Source organism: Shewanella sp. MF05913 (genome assembly GCF_059758095.1).
Window position 1 is genome coordinate 277,827 of the sequence record NZ_JCAYNT010000001.1, and the last position, 20,385, is coordinate 298,211.

Annotated in this window: 14 protein-coding genes and 1 pseudogene; 6 read left to right on the top strand and 9 right to left on the bottom strand. The window is 42.1% G+C overall.

Translation table 11 applies throughout. The features are described from left to right. Window positions 1-67: 67 nt before the first annotated feature. Window positions 68-1,375, bottom strand: a complete 1,308-nt coding sequence (locus AC19MV_RS01250; RefSeq protein WP_432399770.1) for a dicarboxylate/amino acid:cation symporter — start codon at window positions 1,373-1,375, stop codon at window positions 68-70. 225 nt (window positions 1,376-1,600) lie between these two features. Here AC19MV_RS01250 and AC19MV_RS01255 point away from each other — a divergent pair, with 225 nt between their 5' ends. Continuing rightward, window positions 1,601-4,054 (top strand): hypothetical protein, encoded by a 2,454-nt coding sequence (locus AC19MV_RS01255; protein ID WP_498305362.1) that lies wholly within the window; start codon window positions 1,601-1,603, stop codon window positions 4,052-4,054. A gap of 449 nt (window positions 4,055-4,503) precedes the next feature. Here AC19MV_RS01255 and astB read toward each other — a convergent pair whose 3' ends face one another. Beyond that, a complete protein-coding gene (gene astB / locus AC19MV_RS01260) occupies window positions 4,504-5,838 on the bottom strand; it encodes an N-succinylarginine dihydrolase (RefSeq protein ID WP_432399766.1) in 1,335 nt (444 codons plus the stop codon). Window positions 5,839-6,220: 382 nt separating this feature from the next. Here astB and topA point away from each other — a divergent pair, with 382 nt between their 5' ends. Then, window positions 6,221-8,860: a type I DNA topoisomerase gene (gene topA / locus AC19MV_RS01265; RefSeq protein WP_498305364.1), complete on the top strand. Its 2,640-nt coding sequence runs from the start codon at window positions 6,221-6,223 to the stop codon at window positions 8,858-8,860. A gap of 175 nt (window positions 8,861-9,035) precedes the next feature. On the opposite strand, the gene AC19MV_RS01270 is transcribed toward topA, so the two are convergent. The 3 genes from AC19MV_RS01270 to AC19MV_RS01280 all read right to left on the bottom strand — a co-directional run bounded on the left by AC19MV_RS01270 (window position 9,036) and on the right by AC19MV_RS01280 (window position 11,661). Then, on the bottom strand, window positions 9,036-10,292 hold the full coding sequence (locus AC19MV_RS01270) for a Y-family DNA polymerase (protein ID WP_498305365.1): 1,257 nt from the start codon (window positions 10,290-10,292) through the stop codon (window positions 9,036-9,038). Then, window positions 10,280-10,687 (bottom strand): LexA family protein, encoded by a 408-nt coding sequence (locus AC19MV_RS01275; protein ID WP_432399760.1) that lies wholly within the window; start codon window positions 10,685-10,687, stop codon window positions 10,280-10,282. The genes AC19MV_RS01270 and AC19MV_RS01275 overlap by 13 nt, the downstream gene beginning before the upstream one ends. A 194-nt stretch (window positions 10,688-10,881) precedes the next feature. Beyond that, on the bottom strand, window positions 10,882-11,661 hold the full coding sequence (locus AC19MV_RS01280; RefSeq protein WP_432399759.1) for a hypothetical protein: 780 nt from the start codon (window positions 11,659-11,661) through the stop codon (window positions 10,882-10,884). Window positions 11,662-12,048: 387 nt separating this feature from the next. Here AC19MV_RS01280 and cysB point away from each other — a divergent pair, with 387 nt between their 5' ends. Continuing rightward, entirely contained in the window at window positions 12,049-13,026 is a 978-nt protein-coding gene (gene cysB / locus AC19MV_RS01285; RefSeq protein ID WP_432399758.1) for an HTH-type transcriptional regulator CysB, read from the top strand. Between the two features lie 99 nt (window positions 13,027-13,125). On the opposite strand, the gene purN is transcribed toward cysB, so the two are convergent. Next, the gene (gene purN, locus AC19MV_RS01290) at window positions 13,126-13,770 is read right to left on the bottom strand and encodes a phosphoribosylglycinamide formyltransferase (protein ID WP_432399756.1); all 645 of its coding nucleotides are present in this window, start codon (window positions 13,768-13,770) and stop codon (window positions 13,126-13,128) included. Further along, window positions 13,770-14,807, bottom strand: coding sequence for a phosphoribosylformylglycinamidine cyclo-ligase (gene purM / locus AC19MV_RS01295; protein ID WP_432399754.1), 1,038 nt, complete (start codon window positions 14,805-14,807; stop codon window positions 13,770-13,772). The genes purN and purM overlap by 1 nt, the downstream gene beginning before the upstream one ends. 240 nt (window positions 14,808-15,047) lie before the next feature. Here purM and upp point away from each other — a divergent pair, with 240 nt between their 5' ends. Then, window positions 15,048-15,674, top strand: coding sequence for a uracil phosphoribosyltransferase (gene upp / locus AC19MV_RS01300; RefSeq protein ID WP_160056523.1), 627 nt, complete (start codon window positions 15,048-15,050; stop codon window positions 15,672-15,674). A gap of 101 nt (window positions 15,675-15,775) precedes the next feature. Here upp and AC19MV_RS01305 read toward each other — a convergent pair whose 3' ends face one another. After that, window positions 15,776-17,098, bottom strand: coding sequence for a Na+/H+ antiporter family protein (locus AC19MV_RS01305; protein ID WP_432399752.1), 1,323 nt, complete (start codon window positions 17,096-17,098; stop codon window positions 15,776-15,778). Between the two features lie 450 nt (window positions 17,099-17,548). Here AC19MV_RS01305 and AC19MV_RS01310 point away from each other — a divergent pair, with 450 nt between their 5' ends. Beyond that, on the top strand, window positions 17,549-18,154 hold the full coding sequence (locus AC19MV_RS01310; protein WP_160056527.1) for a peroxiredoxin: 606 nt from the start codon (window positions 17,549-17,551) through the stop codon (window positions 18,152-18,154). A 145-nt stretch (window positions 18,155-18,299) separates the two neighbouring features. Here the strand turns inward: AC19MV_RS01310 and rnt are convergent, their stop codons facing one another. After that, window positions 18,300-18,971 carry a ribonuclease T gene (rnt, locus tag AC19MV_RS01315; RefSeq protein ID WP_498297606.1) on the bottom strand — a complete coding sequence of 224 codons (672 nt, stop codon included), beginning with the start codon at window positions 18,969-18,971 and terminating at the stop codon, window positions 18,300-18,302. Between the two features lie 186 nt (window positions 18,972-19,157). Between rnt and AC19MV_RS01320 the strand changes: the two are divergent. After that, a pseudogene (locus AC19MV_RS01320) lies at window positions 19,158-20,026 on the top strand (flagellar protein MotY). Window positions 20,027-20,385: the final 359 nt, after the last annotated feature.

Genomic DNA, 20,385 nt, shown 5'->3' on the forward strand with positions numbered 1-20,385 from the left:
TAATGCCTTAGTTATACAAAAAAAGCGCTATATTAGCGCTTTTTTATATTCGAGCTGACTAAGCCAGTTATTTACTGTTTAGCACTTGCTCTTCAAAGCTTTTTGCTGCTTTACCCGCTTGTGAGTTATTAAAAATTTCTTCGTTAAACTCACCTTCAGATTTAGCAATAATCACTGTTGCGACAGCATCACCGGTTACGTTAACCGCTGTGCGGATCATGTCTAGCATTCTGTCGACACCAATAATCAATGCAATACCTTCAACCGGTAAACCGACTTGGTTAAGCACCATGGCAAGCATAATTAAGCCCACGCCAGGCACACCCGCTGTACCGATAGATGCCAACGTTGCGGTAACAACAACCGTTGCATAATCCATAATGCTTAATTCAATGCCAAATACTTGCGCAATGAATACCGTCGCAACACCCTGCATAATGGCCGTGCCATCCATATTAAGTGTGGCACCTAATGGTAGGGTAAATGAGGCGATTTTATTGTCTACACCCATTCTGTGTTCAGCGGTTTCAATCGTGACAGGCAATGTCGCGTTTGAGCTGGCCGTACTAAATGCAAATAATTGTACGTCACGGATTTTACGTAAAAACATCAGTGGGCTTAAGCCTGAAAACAGCTTTAATAATGTAGGGTAAACCACTAAGCCTTGGATAAATAATACCGCGACGACTAAGAAGAAGTATTTAACCACACTGCCAAAGGTCTCTAGGCCTAGCGTTAAGCTCAGTGTTGCCATTAAGGCAAATACACCATAAGGCGCTAACTGCATAATCAGCGTGACTACACGCATGATGACTTCATTAAGGTCATTGAAGAATGACGCGACACGAGCCCCACGTTCACCTATGTGTGAGATAGCAAAACCAAAAATAACTGCAAATAGAATGATCTGCAGCATATTGCCTTCACTCATGGCTTGCATAGGGTTGGTGGGTACGATATTAATAAGGACTTCAGACAGACTCGGTGCATCTTTTGCTGTGTATTCTAATGCGTTACCTGCAAGACTGGCATTACCTGGATGGATAATCACCGCGGCTAAAATGGCAATGGTGAGCGCAATAGCAGTCGTGAATAAATAGAATGAAATGGTTTTACCACCTAGACGCCCCAGTTTAGATGGGTCGCTTAGGGAACAAGTACCACAAACAAGTGAAATAAATACTAGCGGTACGACGAGCATTTTTAAGCTGGAAATAAAGATAGTGCCAATAACATGTAAGAATCCATCGGTGATGTATTCTTGAATAAACGCACTACCAGGGAAGAAGTTTCTTAATGCGAGGCCAAATAAAATGCCCATTCCCATGCCGATTAAAATTTTGCTCGTGAGTCCGAGCTTGCGTTGTTTACTCACAGAGTATTCCTTTTCATTATAATATTTTTAGATCTGTATTGTATGGGCTAAAGATTAGCAGGAATCGCCCTTTTAGGAAATGGCCAAAAAGTGAAAGTTTTAACGGATAAATGACACAGAAAACAATAGAGTTATGGTAAAGTTACAATATATTTGCGTATTGTTAATCTATAAGTAACTATAATAATTATTTAGTTTAATCTTAATGTAACAGGGAGCCTGACAATGAGGTCAGCATATAAAGTAGGTTTTGCACTTTTATGTTCATTTTTTCTCTTCGCTTGTGGCGGTGGAGGAAGTATTACAGATGATGGGACAGGAGATAGTACAGATACAACAACAATAACCTTAACTATCGATAATTCTCAAATTTCAGTTGCAGAGCCCGCAACCATTACCGCAACGGTAAAAGACTCAGCGGGTAAAGCGGTAAGCACTCTGGTTACTTTTACGCTTAATAACGAGACTTATGGCTCTTTTGCGCCAAGTACTGGTGAAGTAGTGACTAACTCCAGTGGTGTGGCGACAATTCAGCTAAATACAGCAGAAATCAATACAGGTGCAACGGTTACCGCAACGACCACATCTGGTGAGAGTGCTTCATTGTTTGTCACTATGACAGGCGATGGTGGTGCCGCCGGTGGTGGAGCACAAGTCTCTTTGGTGTTAACTGATGCTGCGGGTAATACTATTCAGTCTATTAGTACATTATCGCCAGGCAAATTAACCGCAACCGTTACCGGTATTACTAAATCTTCTATTGTGACTTTTGATAGCCCAATTGGTGATTTACCGGTTAAGACCGCGGTAACAAATGCCCAAGGTAAAGCTACGGTAGATATTTATGCTGGTAGCTCTTTAGGTGCTGGTGAAGCGACCGCAACATTGTCGACTAACGAAAGCGGTTCTACCATTGTGGTTGTTGGTGCAACAAACGTAGTGATGGGCAGTGGCACTCCATTCGTTGAAGGTGTGGCTTCTATTAGTACCACTGATTTATCCGCGGGTGGCACGGCAACTGTTAGCGTGTCTATTCAAGATGATTTAGGCAATCCTTTTACTCAACCTGTTGATGTTAATTTTTCATCTACTTGTGCAACTAAAAGCCCAGCTCAAGCTGTGATCAGTTCGCCGGTGTCTTCAAGTAACGGTGTTGCAACGTCAACTTATCGTGCTGAAGGTTGTGTTGGTGAAGACCAAATTAACGTAACGGCTAACGCTGGTGGAATAAGCTTATCTGCTGTTGGTACTATTAATGTGCTTCAGGCTGATGTTGGTAGTATCGTGTTCGTTTCTGCCGTCCCTGAAAATATTAGTATTTTAGGCACTGGCGGTACAGAGTCTTCAATCGTTAAGTTCAAAGTATTAGACAAAAACAGTAATGTAGTGGCTAATCAAAATGTGAAATTTTCACTCAACACCAGTGCTGGTGGTGTGAAAATTGACCCATTACAAGCAACGACTGACAATGATGGTATTGTGCAAACAGTGGTTACCACGGGTACTGTCGCCACGTCTTTACGCGTGACGGCAACGGTTGATAATAGCGCTGTACCTGCTATTTCAAGTCAATCAAGCCAATTAATCGTATCGACAGGTATTCCTGATCAAGACAGTTTCTCTGTTGCAGCGACATTATTAAACGCTGAAGGTTGGGATGTTGATGGCACTACCGTGACGATTACTGCGCGTATGGCTGATGCCTTTAATAACCCAGTACCAGACGGAACGACAGTCTCATTTACCACTGAAGGTGGTTCTATTCAAGATGCTTGTCAAACCCTAGATGGTGCTTGTTCTGTGTTGTGGACTAGCCAACTGCCAAGACCTGAAGGTGAAACGCTTCTCAATGGTGCTGGTCAAATGGTTCGTAACCCTAATGCAACTCTAGCGTATGACGCCACATTAGATCTTTATGGCAATATTTATGGTCAAAAGTATGGCGGCCGAGCAACGATTACCGCGACGGCCATTGGTGAAGAATCTTTCCCAGATCTTAATGGTAATGGCCGATTTGATGCATCAGAAGCATCAGAGTTTCTTACTGGTAAAGATGTAACGGGGCAGTCATTTGATTTAAATGATGCATATAATGACTACAACGAAGATGGCTTTTTTAATCCACAGCAAGCAGGTGGTCAAGCTGGTGGCACTTTAGAAGAGTTAATTGATTTTAATGCTAACGGTGTCTTTGATGCTAAAGACAGTAAGTACAATGGGGTGCTTTGTTCAGATCCTGTGCACAGTGCTTGTGCTGATGGCGTAACTGATTCTAAGTCGTTGTTTGTCCGTCGTAGCATAACCTTAGTGATGTCAGGCAGTACTGCATTTGCAACAGCGCCGAGCAGTATCGTTGTTGTCGACAGCACGGGTACTCACTCTGGTGAAAGCAGCATGACGATTGTGGGCAAAGGCTCTGCAACGGCAACGTTCACTATTTCTGATTTACATAATCAGCAAATGCCAGCAGGTTCTATTGTACGATTTACAACATCTGCAGGTTCTGTCGTGAGTTCAAGTGAATACACATGGCCGAGCTCGAATTACAATGGTGGCCGTCAATTTACGGCCACTATTAAAGGTGAAGATGAACCTAACTCGGGGGTATTCCTTGTGGAAGTAGAATCACCTAATGGCTTAGTCACACCGGTAGTATCGATTGGGGTTACGATTCTTTAATTGTTAACCAATGTTTGTTGTTTTTTAGAAGGGCGCATTGAGCGCCCTTTTTGTTGATTACCAATCAGTATAAAGATGTCCTGGCTTAGACGATCTCTTTCTTATACCAATTCCATTAATTATCTGGTCATTCAGCGGGAGTTCTGTGTCTTCTAGGCAAGTAATAGAATTGTAGGCATAGTTGTTCTACGTCAAAATGCTATTAAGCAGCATGGAAGGCACAGAAACCCGCCTTACAGGAGACACTCAGACCGTTCATTTCTTTGTTGCATTGCCTTAAAAGGGAATAACCATTATTTCAACAATGCGCCTCAAACTGAACAATCTGAGTGGCTCTGATTGGTCACATAATTAATAGAATTGGTATTAAACCGTTGGGCAATAAAAAAAGCCAGTGACTAAAGTGACTGGCTTTTTAATGTTTTGATAATGTCGTTTTGCAGAAAACGTTATCGTTGGAACTGATATACGCTGCCCAGCTTTAAGATTTGGGTTAACTCATCTAATGCGGTGCGTGACTCAATAATCAATTGCGGATCGGCTAGATCGCTTACGGTAAGCTGGTCGCGGTAGTGTTTATCTACCCAGGTATTTAAGCGAGTAAACAAGGTGTCATTCATTATGGTGTTTTGGTTTACCGCGGCAACTTCTTGCTCGTTCATTGCCACGCGTAAACGTAAACAAGCTGGGCCACCACCGTTTTGCATACTTTGTTTTACATCGTAATAGCGCACTTGTTTAATGGGCGTGCCTAGTGTGACAAGTTCATTTAAGTAAGCAAATACTGCAGGGTTTTCTTGACAATTCGTGGGTGCAATAATCGCCATTTCGCCAGAGGGTAAAGTAATAATTTGTGTATTAAACAAATAGCTACGAACCGCATCATCGATTGATACCTGACTGGTTGCCACTTTAACAAAATGCATGTCAGCGTTCATTTTACGACGAATTTCATCAAATTTTGCGTCGGTATTTAAAAACGCTTGCTCATGATAAAACAACACGTTTTGGTTACCGACAGAAATCACGTCATTGTGGAATACACCTTGGTCGATAACATCAGGGTTTTGCTGCATAAATACACAACTTTCATCTTCAAGCTGATGCAAACGTGCAACCGCTTGTGATGCTTCTAATGTTTGGCGCGCGGGGTATTTTGTCGGTTTTACAGCACTTGGATTAGTGGCCTCTTGACCATAAACAAATAATTCAACCCCAGCGTGTCCATATTCGCTACATAAACGCGTATGATTTGCTGCGCCTTCGTCACCAAAGCTTGTGTGCTCTGGGAGATGTTGATGATGTTTAAAGTGGCGATCGTTATTAAAGGTGGCTTGCAAAATCTTGCCTGTGGTAATGGGCTCGATACTGCGGTGTAATTTATCGACTAAATTGGCCGGAGTGAAATGCACTTTTCCGTCACGGGTGTCGGCACTGGGTGAAACCGTTGCGGCGTTAGCTGTCCACATACTCGACGCACTGCAACAAGCATTAAGCAATGCAGGAGCCTGTTGAGCGGCTTTTTGTAAAACTTCAGCATCTGACCCAGAAAAACCAATTCGACGTAGTGTGTATAGATCTGGGCGCTCCTGCGGGGCTAATACGCCTTGTACCATACCTAAATCGGCTAATGCTTTGGCTTTTTGCAAACCTTGTTTGGCTGCTGCCTTTGGGTTTGAAGTGAGGGCCGCATTACTTAATGAGGCGACATTACCAAACGATAATCCAGCATAGTTATGGGTTGGTCCAACCAAGCCATCAAAGTTTGCTTCAAAATGCTTCATTCGTGATCCTTGAAAATTTTTGTGAATAATTATTATTGTAGTTACACTTTTTTGTGTTACTTATAAAAAAGGAAACGTGATTGCTCATGTCAGTTAACGCTAAATTAACGTCAGTATACTGAAGCTATAAGGCTTAACAAGGCGTGTTAATTTTGCACAAACACGCATAAATGACTAAAAATGCACTGAAGATGCTCGCAAGTATCATTAAGTGAACAATTACGTTTAAAAAACGCATATTATTTTTTCTATTTTTTATTATTGTTTAAAAAATGACTTAATAACCTATATAAAAGAGGGATTAACTTGAAACTATTGTCTCAACCCTCTATATATGGAATCAATTTTCTATATTTTGAGACTTTTTGGCGCAAATAAAACTATGGGTAAATCGCTAGTTATTGTCGAATCGCCGGCCAAAGCCAAGACAATTAATAAATATCTTGGTAAAGATTTCATCGTGAAGTCGAGTGTGGGTCATATCCGTGACTTACCGACTTCGTCTACTTCTGACGGTACAACTGCAACTAAAACCGCAGCTGAAGTCAGAAAAATGTTGCCTGATGAAAAAGCTAAATACAAGCTAATCAGGGATAAACAAGCACTTGTGGCGCGTATGGGCGTCAATCCAGATAAAGACTGGGCAGCCAAGTATCAAATTTTACCTGGCAAAGAAAAAGTCGTTAAAGAATTGAAAGCGTTAGCTGAAAATGCTGACCACATCTATCTCGCAACGGATTTGGACCGTGAAGGGGAAGCCATTGCCTGGCATTTGCAGGAAATTATTGGTGGCGACGCTTCGCGGTATCAACGAGTGGTATTTAACGAAATTACCAAAACCGCTATTCAAGATGCTTTTAGTAAACCATCGGTACTTGATACCAATATGGTTAACGCTCAACAAGCGCGCCGCTTTTTAGATCGCGTTGTTGGTTTTATGGTGTCACCTTTATTATGGAAAAAGGTTGCCCGTGGATTATCTGCTGGCCGTGTTCAGTCGGTAGCGGTGCGTTTAGTGGTTGAGCGTGAAAGTGAAATTAAGGCGTTTGTTCCTGAAGAATTTTGGGATATTCATGCCGATTTAAACACCACTAAAGCGCAAAGTTTAAAAATGCAGGTGATGAAATATCAATCTGCAGCATTTGAACCGATTAATGAAGCACAAGTTCAAGTTGCAGTCGATGCATTACGTAATGAAACGTTTGTTGTTTCAGCTCGTGAAGACAAAGCAACGTCAAGCAAACCTTCTGCACCATTTATTACCTCTACACTGCAACAAGCGGCAAGTACTCGCCTGAGTTTTGGTGTTAAGAAAACCATGATGATGGCGCAACGTTTGTATGAGGCCGGTCATATTACTTATATGCGTACCGACTCAACAAATTTAAGCCAAGAAGCCGTTGAAAATGTCCGTGAAATGATTGGTTCTGAGTTTGGCGCTAAGTATTTGCCTGCCGATCCTATTCGTTATGGCAGCAAAGAGGGTGCACAAGAGGCTCACGAAGCGATTAGACCGTCAAACGTGACGGTACAGTCAGCTTCGTTAACCGATATGGAACGTGATGCTCAGCGCTTGTATGAGCTCATTTGGCGTCAATTTGTATCTTGCCAAATGACACCGGCTCAATATGATGCAACACGGTTAACGGTTACCGCGGGCGATTACGAATTAAAAGCCAGTGGCCGTACCTTACGTTTTGATGGTTGGACTCGTGTTCAGCCACAAGTGAGTAAGAAAAACGAAGAAGATAAGACTCTACCAGTCGTTGCAAAAGGTGACAAATTAACTCTTGAAACGTTGTTGCCAAAACAACACTTTACCAAGCCTGCACCGCGTTACAGCGAAGCGTCTTTGGTTAAAGAGCTTGAGAAACGTGGTATTGGTCGTCCTTCAACGTATGCGACGATTATTTCAACCATTCAGGATCGTGGTTATGTGAGAGTGGATAACCGTCGTTTCTTTGCTGAAAAAATGGGTGAGATTGTCAGCGAACGTTTGGTTGATAGCTTTAAAGATTTAATGAGTTACGATTTTACAGCCAGCATGGAGCAAACATTAGATGATGTCGCTCAAGGCAAGCTGGATTGGAAAAAAGTATTAGACGGTTTTTATGGCGACTTTACCAAGCAGTTATTGTTGGCCGAGTTAGATCCTGATGAAGGCGGTATGCGGCCAAATGAGATGGTACTAACAGAAGACATTAAATGTCCTACCTGTGGCCGCCCAATGGGGATCCGTACCGGTTCAACTGGGGTATTCTTAGGCTGTTCAGGTTATGCGCTACCACCAAAAGAGCGTTGTAAAACTACGCTTAACTTAACTCCTGGTGAAGAAGCTGTTAGCGATAATGAAGATGGTGAAACAGAAGCATTACGCGCTAAGCATCGTTGTGGCAAGTGTGGCACAGCAATGGACAGTTACCTCATTGATGAATCTCGTAAGTTACATGTCTGTGGTAATAATCCATCATGTGACGGTTACGAAGTTGAAGCGGGCCAGTTTAAAATTAAAGGCTATGAAGGCCCATTGATTGAATGCGATCGTTGCGGCAATGACATGGAACTTAAAAACGGCCGTTTTGGTAAGTATTTTGGTTGTACCAACAGTGAGTGTAAAAACACGCGTAAGTTGTTACGTAGCGGTGAAGCTGCGCCACCAAAAGAAGATCCTATTTTCTTACCAGAATTAAAATGTACTAAGTCAGATGCCCATTTTGTATTACGAGATGGTGCAGCAGGTATATTTTTAGCGGCGAGTACTTTCCCTAAATCTCGCGAAACTCGAGCGCCTTTAGTGGAAGAACTGGTTACTTATCGTGAGTTATTATGGCCTAAGTACGCCTACCTTGCCGATGCACCTGTTGAAGATGACGACGGCAACAAAGCCGCTGTTAAATTTAGCCGCAAAACCAAAGAGCAATACGTTGCCACGGAAGTAGACGGTAAAGCGACAGGTTGGTCTGCGAAATTTGTTAACGGTAAGTGGGTTAGCGAATCGGCGAAGAAAAAAGCTAAGAAGTAATCTGTACTTCAACGATAAAAGCGTTACCCTCGGGTAGCGCTTTTTTATGGGCGTTATTTAATGTATTACCATGACAACGGTTACCGTTATTATTTATTGGAATGGTATTTGGCATCGTTAGAGCGTCTAAGTTAGAGCGTCTAAATAGAGGTCGCTTCGATAACAATGAGCATAATTAACAATGAATAATTGGAATGTGGCGCCAATCTGTTGTGTACTGCGGTGTTAAAAATTCTCTGTGCATCGCCCATTTCTGTTGTGCTCCTTGTGCACCTAAAAATAGAGTGTTGCCTCCATAGCGGTGATTAATATTATCCATTACCTGCATCAATTGTGGTTTGGCTTTGCTGGCATTAAATAGGTCGAGTTGCTGGTGTTGACTATTCACCAAGTCGAGTAGTCCTACACCGACTTTATAATAATGCACACCAGGGCGGTAAAGCCGATGTATTACCGAGGATGCGGCATGAGTCATTTCGGCGCTGCAATGAGTAGCACAGGTAAAGTTAACATTGACTTTAAAGCTTTGCGGGTAACTATCGTGAGGTGAGTTATGGGCAAACAGCATCATCACCTTACACAATGATTGCTGCTTTCTGGCTTTAGCGGCCGCAATAGCGATATGCATGCATAACGCCTGGTGCAAGCTGTCAATATCGGTAATCCGTTCGCCGACGCTGCGGGTTGAGAATATTTGTTGTTTATCGGCCCTTGCTTCATCCCATTGCTTACACGCAACACCATTGAGTTCACGAATGGTGCGCTCTATTTCAATGCTAAATTGCTTGCGCATCATAGTGGGCGACGTGTTAGCCAGTTCCCAGGCAGTATGAATATTCATTACCGTTAACTTGGCTGCAGTTTTACGGCCAATCCCCCACACATCGCTAACTGACAATGAGGCCAATGTTGCTTGGCGAATTGCCTCGTTATCTATCACGCACACCCCTTTAGATGCAGACGTTAATTTAGCGGCTTTATTGGCGACTTTTGCAAGTGTCAGTGTTGAGCCGATACCCACACAAACAGGTAACCGCGTATATTGCCAAACCGTTTGTCGAATTCGTCTTGCGTGAGTGGCTAAGCACGGAATGGCTTGTTGGCAATGTTTAAAAGAAAGAAAGGATTCATCAATCGAGTAAATATGCTGCTCAGGGGCGAATCGGCCAATCACTTGCATCATTTTTGCCGACAAGTCTGCGTATAATTCATAGTTGCTGGATAGCACCACCACTTGATGTTGGCGGCAAAGATTGGCGATTTTAAAATAAGGCTGAAACTTGGGAATACCTAACTCAATTGCGAGGCGATTTGCTGCCACCACACAACCATCATTATTGGATAATACAATCACTGGACGATGACGCCATTCAGGTCTAAAGACTTGTTCTGCGCTGCAGTAATATGAAGTGGCATCAACTAACGCGAACATAAATTGATTGCCTCATCATGGCACCGTATTGAATAGATCACCGTACCTTCAATGCTAAAGTCATCATATTGATTAATCACTACATCGGCATAAGCATCGTTGGAAGACAGTAGTAATCTTCGTTTGAGGTCGATCATTTTGCACACGAACTCACCATTAAAGTTAGCGACAATCACTTGGCCATTCTTGACCGTACAACTGCGATCGACAATCACTAAGTCACCATCAAAAATACCAATACCTGTCATTGAGTCTCCCTGAACTTTACCGATAAACGTGGCACTTGGATGAGTAATGAGCAGTTCATCTAAGCTTAATGGCCGCTGTTTGTATTCCGCAGCAGGCGACTCAAAGCCGCTAATGCCGCCAGCTATGTAGATTGGGATCACTTTCATATCAGTACCAAGTCAACCTCAATAACACTGTATAAATAAACAGTATAATAGCAGCGAAACAGAAATGATCAAATATTCATTATGAAAGATTGCGGCGCGCGATGCTTGAGTTGGCTAATGAGCGTTAAAGATGGGATACAAAAAAGCCTCTTTACGAGGCTAATGAGATGATCAACAGATGGAAATGAGCAGTACTACCATTTCTTTTTAGGTTGAAACAGCATATCGATATCATCACCTTCTTTTTTAGGCTTAGGTGTACTCGGTTCGCTGCTGCGTTGTGCCCCCATGATTTCATCGAGCAATAGTTTGGCTTCATCGACCTTGCGCGCAATAAATGGATCATTTGGCGTTTGGGCTTTAATCGTGTGCAACGTATTTAATGCTTTTGTCACCATTTGTTTGCTTGAACCATATTGTTTCATAAAGCAGGCCGCACGGGCACGGCTAATCATTGATTCAACATTGATGCGTAGCTGTAAATTATCAATACGCATCTCTTCTTCAGCAAATACAGTGGGGTCAACTTTGCCTTTGTTGTGCTCAGCTCGCAAAATGGCTTTGAGTTTTTTAAGGGTTTTAACCAACTCTAAGACCTGTCTGTCATTGTCTGGTAAGCGAAAGTTTTCAATAGCTGGCACTTGGCTAGGAGAGTTTGATACTGTGGTTATTTGCGCTTTAATATCGCCAAGGCGACGTTCATAGTCCGATTTTAATTGACCAGAAGAATGGGGTACTGATTGCTCTAATGCATCTTGAATACGGCGGTATAACACGAGCATGATGTGGCTAGAGCAAGGAGCCATACCCGTGTTAGATAATACCGCATCGGTTTCGTCAATAATGGCGCGTTGACGCGATACTTCAATACGGCGTTCAGCTTCTGCGCGCTCTTTTTGTTGTTGGACGATACTAAAACCGATAATCAGTAATAGCAGTGCGCCGATAAGAATTAATACCAAAATTAAGGACATAAAGGTTCCATTTTATCTTTCATATCACATGGTGACAAAGCCAATAATAATGGCTAAAAAGTGATTTTGACGAACAGATAAATTAATCAAAAAATTTCATCAAAAGTAGCTTATATCTTAGCGTATGTCATTACGGCTGTCGTTGAATAATAAGTCGTTTTGTGGAGAAATTAATAAACTAAACAAACAAATCATTAACAGATTGTACATAAGAGCGCATTATCGGTTTTTTTTCTTGCTCGTTATTACTATATATATTACATTTCACATTTAGTATAACGTTTTGTCATAGTTGAACGATGGTTCTAATTATGCAAAAAACAAAATAGACTTTATTCTTATTCGCGTCATGTGTGGATAGGTGACGGTTAAATCAAGGATCACACCATGAAACTGCAGCAACTCAGATACATTGCAGAAGTCGTTAAACACAATCTTAATGTGTCATCGACAGCAGAAAACCTCTATACCTCACAGCCTGGTATCAGTAAGCAGGTGCGCATGCTTGAAGATGAGCTGGGGATTCAAATATTTGGTCGCAGTGGTAAGCATTTAACTCATGTTACGCCAGCAGGTCAGCAAGTTATTGATATTGCTAATGATATATTAAGCAAAGTCGACAGCATTAAAAAAGTATCTGAAGAGTACACCAAACCTAACCAAGGTGAGTTAAATATTGCCACTACGGATACTCAAGCACGTTATGCGCTGCCACAAATTATTCGTGAGTTTATTAAGCGTTATCCAAAAGTTAACTTGCATATGCATCAAGGCACGCCTTCGCAAATCAGCGAGCAAGCAGCAAGAGGCGATGCCGACTTTGCTATCGCCACAGAAGCCATGCATTTATATACCGATTTGATTATGTTGCCTTGTTATCACTGGAATCGCTCTATTGTGGTGACCCGCGATCATCCTTTGGCGACTCAATCGGGCAAGATCAGTATCGAAGATTTAGCCCAGCACCCATTAGTGACTTATGTATTTGGTTTCGATAAAGCCTCTGAAATTGAGAAATCATTTAAACGTGCAGATTTAGATCCTCGGGTGGTGTTCAGCGCAACCAGTGCCGACGTATTAAAAACCTATGTACGTTTGGGGTTAGGTGTGGGGGTGATTGCTTCTATGGCAATCGATCCAGCCGTCGATAACGATTTAGTCGCGATTGATGCGAGTCATTTATTTGCCCATAGCACAACTAAAATAGGCTTTAGGCGTGGAAGCTTTTTACGCAGTTACATGTATGATTTTATGCGCCATTTTGCACCGCATTTAACCCGCGATGTGGTTGAAAAAGCGGTTGCTTTACGTGATCAACAATTGATTGATGAAATGTTTGCCGATATTTCACTGCCAGTTAAGTAGGGCAAAGAGTGTCAAACAAACAATAAAAAACCTCGCTAACAAGCGAGGTTTTTTGTCTGTACAGATCAGTGGTTAGCACTGATCTGTAAGCTAAGCTAATTAGTCTGGCGCGTAGCCCGATGGACCAATTAATTCGCCATCTAAATACGCTTTACCGTCTGTCATTGTTAATCGGCCTAAGCTGAACCATTTTACCACTAATGGGTATATAGCATGCTCTTGCTCGTGTACTCGCTCTGCTAATACAGTGGCATCTTCGCCGGTATATACAGGCACTTTAGCTTGTAATATTACTGGGCCAGAGTCTAGTTCTGGAATAACGAAATGTACGCTAGCACCATGTTCGTCATCACCGGCTTCAATGGCACGTTGATGAGTATGTAAACCTGTGTACTTAGGTAATAATGACGGATGAATATTGATCATTTTCCCTAGGAAACGGCTAACAAAGTCATCAGTTAAAATGCGCATAAAACCAGCCAGTACAATTAAATCAGGCTGATATTTTTCAACGGCTGCTAACAAACGCGCATCGTATTCGCTACGCGTTTCATTTTTATAAGCAATCACGCAACTGGTATCAATTTCGCTATGGTGAGCGCGGATTAATCCATAAGCATCCGGTTTGTTGCTAATGACTCCCACCACATTTGCATTTAAGTTATCGTCACAACCATCAATAATGGCTTGAAGATTACTACCACTGCCAGAGATCAGCACCACAACACGACAGCTTTGGCTCATTAGATGATCTCCACTTGCTCTTCGTCACCTTGACGAGTGGCAATTTCACCAATTAACCAAGCGTTTTCACCTTCAGCTTTAAGCAGTGTTAATGCTGCGTCTACTTTGTCTGCTGGTAGGGCGATAATCATGCCTACACCACAGTTAAATGTGAGGTACATTTCATGTTGAGCGATATTACCGTTTTGCATTAACCAGTCAAATACCACTGGCCACTGCCAAGAATCACCTTTTACAACGGCTTTGCAATCTTCAGGAAGGACTCGTGGGATGTTTTCCCAGAATCCGCCGCCAGTGATGTGCGCCATTGCATGAATGTCTGATTGTTCAATCAGTTTCAATAGTGGCTTAACATAAATTCTAGTCGGCTCAAGTAAGTGTTCTATTAGCGGCTTGCCAGCAAGATCTTGCTGGGTATCGGCCTGGCTAACTTCTAATACTTTACGAATTAACGAGTAACCGTTCGAGTGAGGACCACTAGACCCTAAAGCAATCAGCGCATCGCCAGCTTTGACTTTCGTGCCATCAATGATGTCAGCTTTTTCAACGACGCCAACACAGAAGCCAGCTAGATCGTAATCTTCGCCTTCGTACATGCCTGGCATTTCAGCGGTTTCACCACCAATTAAAGCGCAACCAGACTGGAAACAGCCTTCTGCAATACCATTCACTACAGAGGTCGCCGTTTCAACGTCCAATTTACCGGTGGCGTAATAGTCGAGGAAAAAAAGTGGCTCAGCACCAGATACAATTAAGTCATTAACACACATCGCAACTAAATCAACACCAACAGTGTCGTGCTTTTTGTAATCAATGGCTAAGCGTAATTTGGTACCAACACCATCAGTGCCCGAAACCAGTACAGGGTGTTTGTATTTAGTCGGTAATTCGCATAGCGCGCCAAAACCGCCTAAATTGCCCATAACTTCTGGACGGCGAGTGCGTTTTACCGCTGATTTAATGTTGCTAACTAACGCATTACCTGCATCGATATCAACGCCGGCGTCTTTGTAACTTAGGGGGGTAGGAGTGCTCACGGAGGATCCTCTAGGGTACATCGTTTTATGGAATTTTATGCGGCAGTATTCTACCAGTTTGTCTCATTAGTCGAAAGCCATGTTTTTACTTTATCCTGAAAAGAAAACGATGAATTGCCTATTTTTTATTGGTTTAGCTCACGATTTACTGCATTTTTGAAACTTTATGTTTTATAGAAGGGATAAATGGACTAACATTTGTCAAATTTGCCTGAAAGTCGAAAAATCTAGGAGAAAGAAATGAAAGTCGTTGAAGTTAAGCATCCACTGGTTCGTCATAAAGTCGGTTTGATGCGTGAAGCGGATATCAGCACCAAACGATTTCGTGAACTGGCCACTGAAGTTGGCAGTTTATTAACCTATGAAGCAACAGCTGATTTTGAAACTGAAACCGTCACCATTGATGGTTGGAATGGTCCTGTCAGTATTGAGCAACTTAAAGGTAAAAAAGTCACGGTAGTGCCTATTTTACGTGCGGGTTTAGGTATGATGGACGGCGTGCTTGAGCATCTTCCAAGTGCACGTATCTCTGTTGTGGGTATTTACCGTGACGAAGAAACGCTACAGCCTGTCCCTTACTTTGAAAAAATCGTCAGCAATGTTGAAGAGCGTATCGCGTTAGTGGTCGACCCAATGCTTGCGACCGGTGGATCAATGATTGCAACTATCGATTTGTTGAAAAAACGCGGTTGTACCTCGATTAAAGCATTAGTGCTTGTTGCCGCGCCAGAAGGCATCAAAGCGTTAGAGCAAGCGCATCCAGATATTGAACTATACACAGCCGCCATTGATGACTGCTTAAACGAGCAAGGGTATATTTTACCTGGTTTAGGTGATGCGGGTGATAAGATTTTCGGGACTAAATAACCGATTATTAAGCCGTTAAAAAATATCGTTAATAAAATGGGAGCCAAATAGGCTCCCATTTTTTATGTGTATTTTACGTTAATTGACAAGACTATGGTGTTCTACAACACCATGGCTGCTATCCAGCCAAAGACTAACAATGGAATGTTGTAATGGACAAATGTTGGGATCACACTGTCACGGATATGATCGTGTTGGCCGTCGGCATTAAGCCCCGCTGTAGGGCCTAAGGTCGAGTCTGATGCTGGTGAACCTGCATCGCCTAGTGCCGCAGCAGTACCGACCAACGCAATCGTTGCCGCAACAGAAAAACCAAAACTGAGCGCTAATGGTACATAAATAGTGGCTATAATGGGAATGGTCGAAAACGATGACCCAATGCCCATGGTAATAAGCAAACCCACAATCAACATTAATAGTGCCGCGAGCGCTTTATTGTCGCCAATAATATCACCAAGTGATGTTACCAACGTGCCGACTTCACCGGTTGATTTTACGACAGCAGCAAAACCTGCGGCTGCAATCATAATAAAGCCGATGTTAGCCATCATATGCACGCCTTGATTAAACAAGTCTTTGCTGATGTCTTGTTTAATGATCCCTGAAAAACGAAAAATGATAAAACCACTTAACGCGCCAAAAATCATCGAGTCAGTTTGCAGTTGAACAATGAGTGTAACGACAATGGCCGATAGCGAAATAATAATGCTTTTACGGCTAATAACCGGCGTTATTGTGTCGCTAATAACGGGTTGCTCAATCATATATTGTCTTGGTTTGCGGTAACTAATGAATACTGCGGTGAGTAAACCACACACCATGCCCAAGGCGGGTAGTAACATTGCTTGTGGTATTTGGGCTGTGACGGCATTTAAGCCATTGGTGTTTAAATTAGCCAATAAGATATCGTTTAAGAAAATCCCACCAAAACCGATCGGTAAAATCATATAAGTGGTGACTAAACCAAACGTTAAAATACACGCAATAAGGCGACGGTCGATATTGAGCTTAGAAATAACGTGCAATAGCGGCGGAATAAGAATGGGGATAAAGGCGATATGGATCGGTAAAATGTTCTGCGACGAAACCGCCATAGCAAGAATGGTGACTAACAATAACCAACGTACCAGTTGAGTGTTACTGCTATTCGGTTCTTTGCCTAATTTGTTAATAATGGCATGAGAAATTAATGTCGTTAAGCCTGAGTGAGACAACGCTGCAGCAAATGCACCCAGTAATGCGTAACTCAAGGCTATTTGGGCTCCGCCCCCTAAACCATCATTAAAGGCAGCTATGGTTTGATGGATATCTAATCCACCGACTAAACCCGCAACAACAGCACTAATGGTTAATGCAACCACAACGTTAATTCGAATAAAGCTTAAAAACAGCATTAAACAGACAGCGATAACAACCGCATTCATAATCGTAATTCTTTAAAGTAAGTGAGACGGCTATTTTTGACTGCGCAGTAGTGTTTGTCCAGCGTAGATGAAAATTTTAGGTGATGATGCAAGGTTTACATCAATGATTGGGCAGATTTAATACAAATCAACCTGTGTATTAATTGTTCTCTATTACAAAATGGTGCCATATATAACGGTTAGTATGGCTGAGTTTACGGATGAAAGAAGTGAGGTTATTAGGCTTTGTCGTATTTTTGTCACACGGCAGTATTACATTAGTGAGTCTGCATGTTTTATTTTTCAGCAGGTAAACTTTTTTCAACTGAAATAACTTATAAGTCGGCTAAATTAACTGTATGGTATATGACTGAATAAGTCGCAATGGTAACAATGTTTAAGTAGTGGATAACCGCGAAAGAATATTTGTGCCCTTGTAGCATGTAAAAAGCCATTAAATGGAGATAGATAATGAGCGTATTAGTAGGCCGTCCAGCCCCAGATTTTACAGCCGCAGCCGTTCTTGGTTCTGGTGAAATTGTTGACACATTTAACCTCGCTACCGCGATTAAAGGTAAGCCAGCGGTTATTTTCTTCTACCCACTTGATTTTACTTTTGTATGCCCATCAGAGCTTATTGCTTTTGATCACCGCATGGAAGAGTTCACTAAGCGTGGCGTTGAAGTGATTGGTGTTTCTATTGATTCACAGTTTACTCATAACGCATGGCGTAACACTCCAGTAGATAAGGGGGGTATTGGCCAAGTTAAATACACTCTAGTTGCTGACGTTAAGCACGAAATCTGTAAAGCATACGATGTTGAGCATCCAGAAGCGGGTGTTGCTTTCCGTGGTTCTTTCTTAGTCGATAAAGAAGGCCAAGTACGTCACCAAGTGGTTAACGATTTACCATTAGGCCGTAACGTTGATGAAATGATCCGTATGATCGACGCACTTCAGTTCCATGAAGAGCACGGTGAAGTTTGTCCAGCAGGTTGGTCAAAAGGCGAAAAAGGTATGACTGCTAGCACTGAAGGTGTAGCTGCATACTTAAAAGATAACTCTTCAAAGCTGTAATGCTGCGAGTTTGAGCCAATAAAAAAAGCTGCTTCGGCAGCTTTTTTGTTGCAATAAATTATCTAGAGTGACACTCAATCCATTCTCATATCGGCTAATATCATACCGGCCGAGGTGAAAGCGTAGGTTGATGTTACTTATTTTCTCAGGTTATTTGTTCTGCTTCAGTATCATCTGCGTCAGCACTGACAAGTGGCCAGCCACCGAGTGCTTTCCAACGATTAACGATATGGCAAAACAATTCCGCTGTACGTTCTGTGTCGTAAAGCGCTGAATGTGCCTCTTTGTTGTCAAAATCAATCCCAGCCATCTTACACGCTTTAGCGAGTACGGTATGACCAATGGCTAAGCCTGCGAGTGTAGCAGTATCAAAGCTTGCAAACGGATGAAACGGTGAACGTTTTAAACTATTGCGTTCGATTGCCTGATTAACAAAGCCTAAATCAAATGCAGCATTGTGGGCGACAATAATGCAGCGATGACAGTCAGCCGCTTTTTGGGCTTTTTTAACTTCTTTAAAAATTTCTAAAAATGCGACTTTTTCATCTACAGCACCACGAAGCGGATTAGTGGGATCGATGCCGTTAAATGCTAATGCTTCGGGTTCTAAATTGGCACCTTCAAATGGCTCAATATGAAAATGTAAGGTTTTATCGAGTTCAATGACACCATCACTGTTCATTTTTAACATGCTGACAGCAATCTCAAGCAACGCATCTGTTTTGGCATTAAAGCCTGCCGTTTCAACGTCAATCACCACAGGAAAATAACCACGGAAGCGGTGTTTAAACTTGTTAGCGTCGCAAATATCAGTCATTACAGTCTTCATCCTCAATTGATATCATTTTCAGAGCAAATGACATAAGCCGAGTATTATGCGCAAACTCACGCGCAGTGTCATGTTTGATTGTGGTTTTTATCAGCGATTAAACATGATTGTTTGCTAAAGAAACCCTATATAAGGCCGATAACTAAAATGTAACCGATTTAAAGGGTGTTTTTTATGTGGCGAAAACTGATGGTTCTCACAAGTTTGTGTCTTTGCTCAACGGCTCATGCCGATTTGAGACATTATGTTGCGTCTTTAGAAAACTCAGCATGGCGAGTGGGTGAAAATAATCCAATTGAATGTCGACTCGAACACGACATTCCAGATTATGGTCGGGCCATTTTTACTAGCCATGCCGGCAAAGAGTTAAATCTACACTTCACATTAGACATGTGGTTAAAGCCTGATTCTGTAACCAATGCCACGTTAATTAGCCGTGCACCGAGTTGGCGCCCTGGACATAACTCTAAAGAAATTACCCAATTATCTTATCAAAAACAGTTTAATGGCGAGGTCCCTAAAAAAGCCGCATGGTCGATGTTGACAGAATTAAGCCAGGGTATGGAACCGACGTTCTATTATGCCGATTGGTACAACCAAAGTTCCAAAATAGCGGTAGGACTATCGTCTGCTAACTTTGGTGGTAAATACCGTGAGTTTCGCTCTTGTTTAGCCAATTTACTGCCTTACAGTTTTGATGATATTGCTTTTACAGTATTAAATTATCAAGAGGGGGGGTGGAGTTAACGCGCTTTTCGAAAATGCAGTTACAAAAAGTACAACGCTATTTGTCTTTTGACCCTGAAGTAGAACTTGTGCTTATTGATGCTTACACAGACAGCTATGGTGGTCGCTCAATAAATCAAAAAGTGTCCGATAAACGAGCTGACTCAGTTAAAGATATTTTGGTTGCCAGTGGTATCCCACAAGACCGCATTCATACCCAAGGGCATGGAGAAAAGCGTCATGTTGCGGCTAACGATCTTGCACAAGAACGCCAAATCAACCGTCGCGTGGTGATTAAAATCACCAAAGAGATTTAAATTTCTATATAGCATGTCGTTTATAAATATATGTCAGCCCAGGTGGATAACTGCTTGGGCTTAATTTTGTGCGTCATTTATGGACATTATGCCGATAACCTTGCTTTGCGGGATGTTTTTAATAAAGGCTGTAATACCAATTCGCATTAATAAGATGCCCTAATCTTAATCAATATTCATTGTTTGTAGGTTTTGTTGAAAAAAAGGCAAAAAAAACCCACTTAATCCAAGTGGGCTAAATAATTTGCAATCAACAAATTTAAGGAAGGAAGTCAAGCATAAGAACTAGGGTAAACTGAGGTATTGGGTTACACCAGTTTGGAGTTCTTGGTTTTCAGCATCTGAATCGGATGTGTCCT

What these genes read in the sequence shown, in the direction of transcription:
- purN (WP_432399756.1), bottom strand. Translation starts at nt 13,770, where the DNA reads ATGAGCCAAAGCTGTCGTGTTGTGGTGCTGATCTCTGGCAGTGGTAGT.
- AC19MV_RS01310 (WP_160056527.1), top strand. Translation starts at nt 17,549, where the DNA reads ATGAGCGTATTAGTAGGCCGTCCAGCCCCAGATTTTACAGCCGCAGCC.
- AC19MV_RS01270 (WP_498305365.1), bottom strand. Translation starts at nt 10,292, where the DNA reads ATGTTCGCGTTAGTTGATGCCACTTCATATTACTGCAGCGCAGAACAA.
- AC19MV_RS01275 (WP_432399760.1), bottom strand. Translation starts at nt 10,687, where the DNA reads ATGAAAGTGATCCCAATCTACATAGCTGGCGGCATTAGCGGCTTTGAG.
- topA (WP_498305364.1), top strand. Translation starts at nt 6,221, where the DNA reads ATGGGTAAATCGCTAGTTATTGTCGAATCGCCGGCCAAAGCCAAGACA.
- AC19MV_RS01280 (WP_432399759.1), bottom strand. Translation starts at nt 11,661, where the DNA reads ATGTCCTTAATTTTGGTATTAATTCTTATCGGCGCACTGCTATTACTG.
- astB (WP_432399766.1), bottom strand. Translation starts at nt 5,838, where the DNA reads ATGAAGCATTTTGAAGCAAACTTTGATGGCTTGGTTGGACCAACCCAT.
- AC19MV_RS01305 (WP_432399752.1), bottom strand. Translation starts at nt 17,098, where the DNA reads ATGAATGCGGTTGTTATCGCTGTCTGTTTAATGCTGTTTTTAAGCTTT.
- AC19MV_RS01255 (WP_498305362.1), top strand. Translation starts at nt 1,601, where the DNA reads ATGAGGTCAGCATATAAAGTAGGTTTTGCACTTTTATGTTCATTTTTT.
- upp (WP_160056523.1), top strand. Translation starts at nt 15,048, where the DNA reads ATGAAAGTCGTTGAAGTTAAGCATCCACTGGTTCGTCATAAAGTCGGT.
- rnt (WP_498297606.1), bottom strand. Translation starts at nt 18,971, where the DNA reads ATGACTGATATTTGCGACGCTAACAAGTTTAAACACCGCTTCCGTGGT.
- cysB (WP_432399758.1), top strand. Translation starts at nt 12,049, where the DNA reads ATGAAACTGCAGCAACTCAGATACATTGCAGAAGTCGTTAAACACAAT.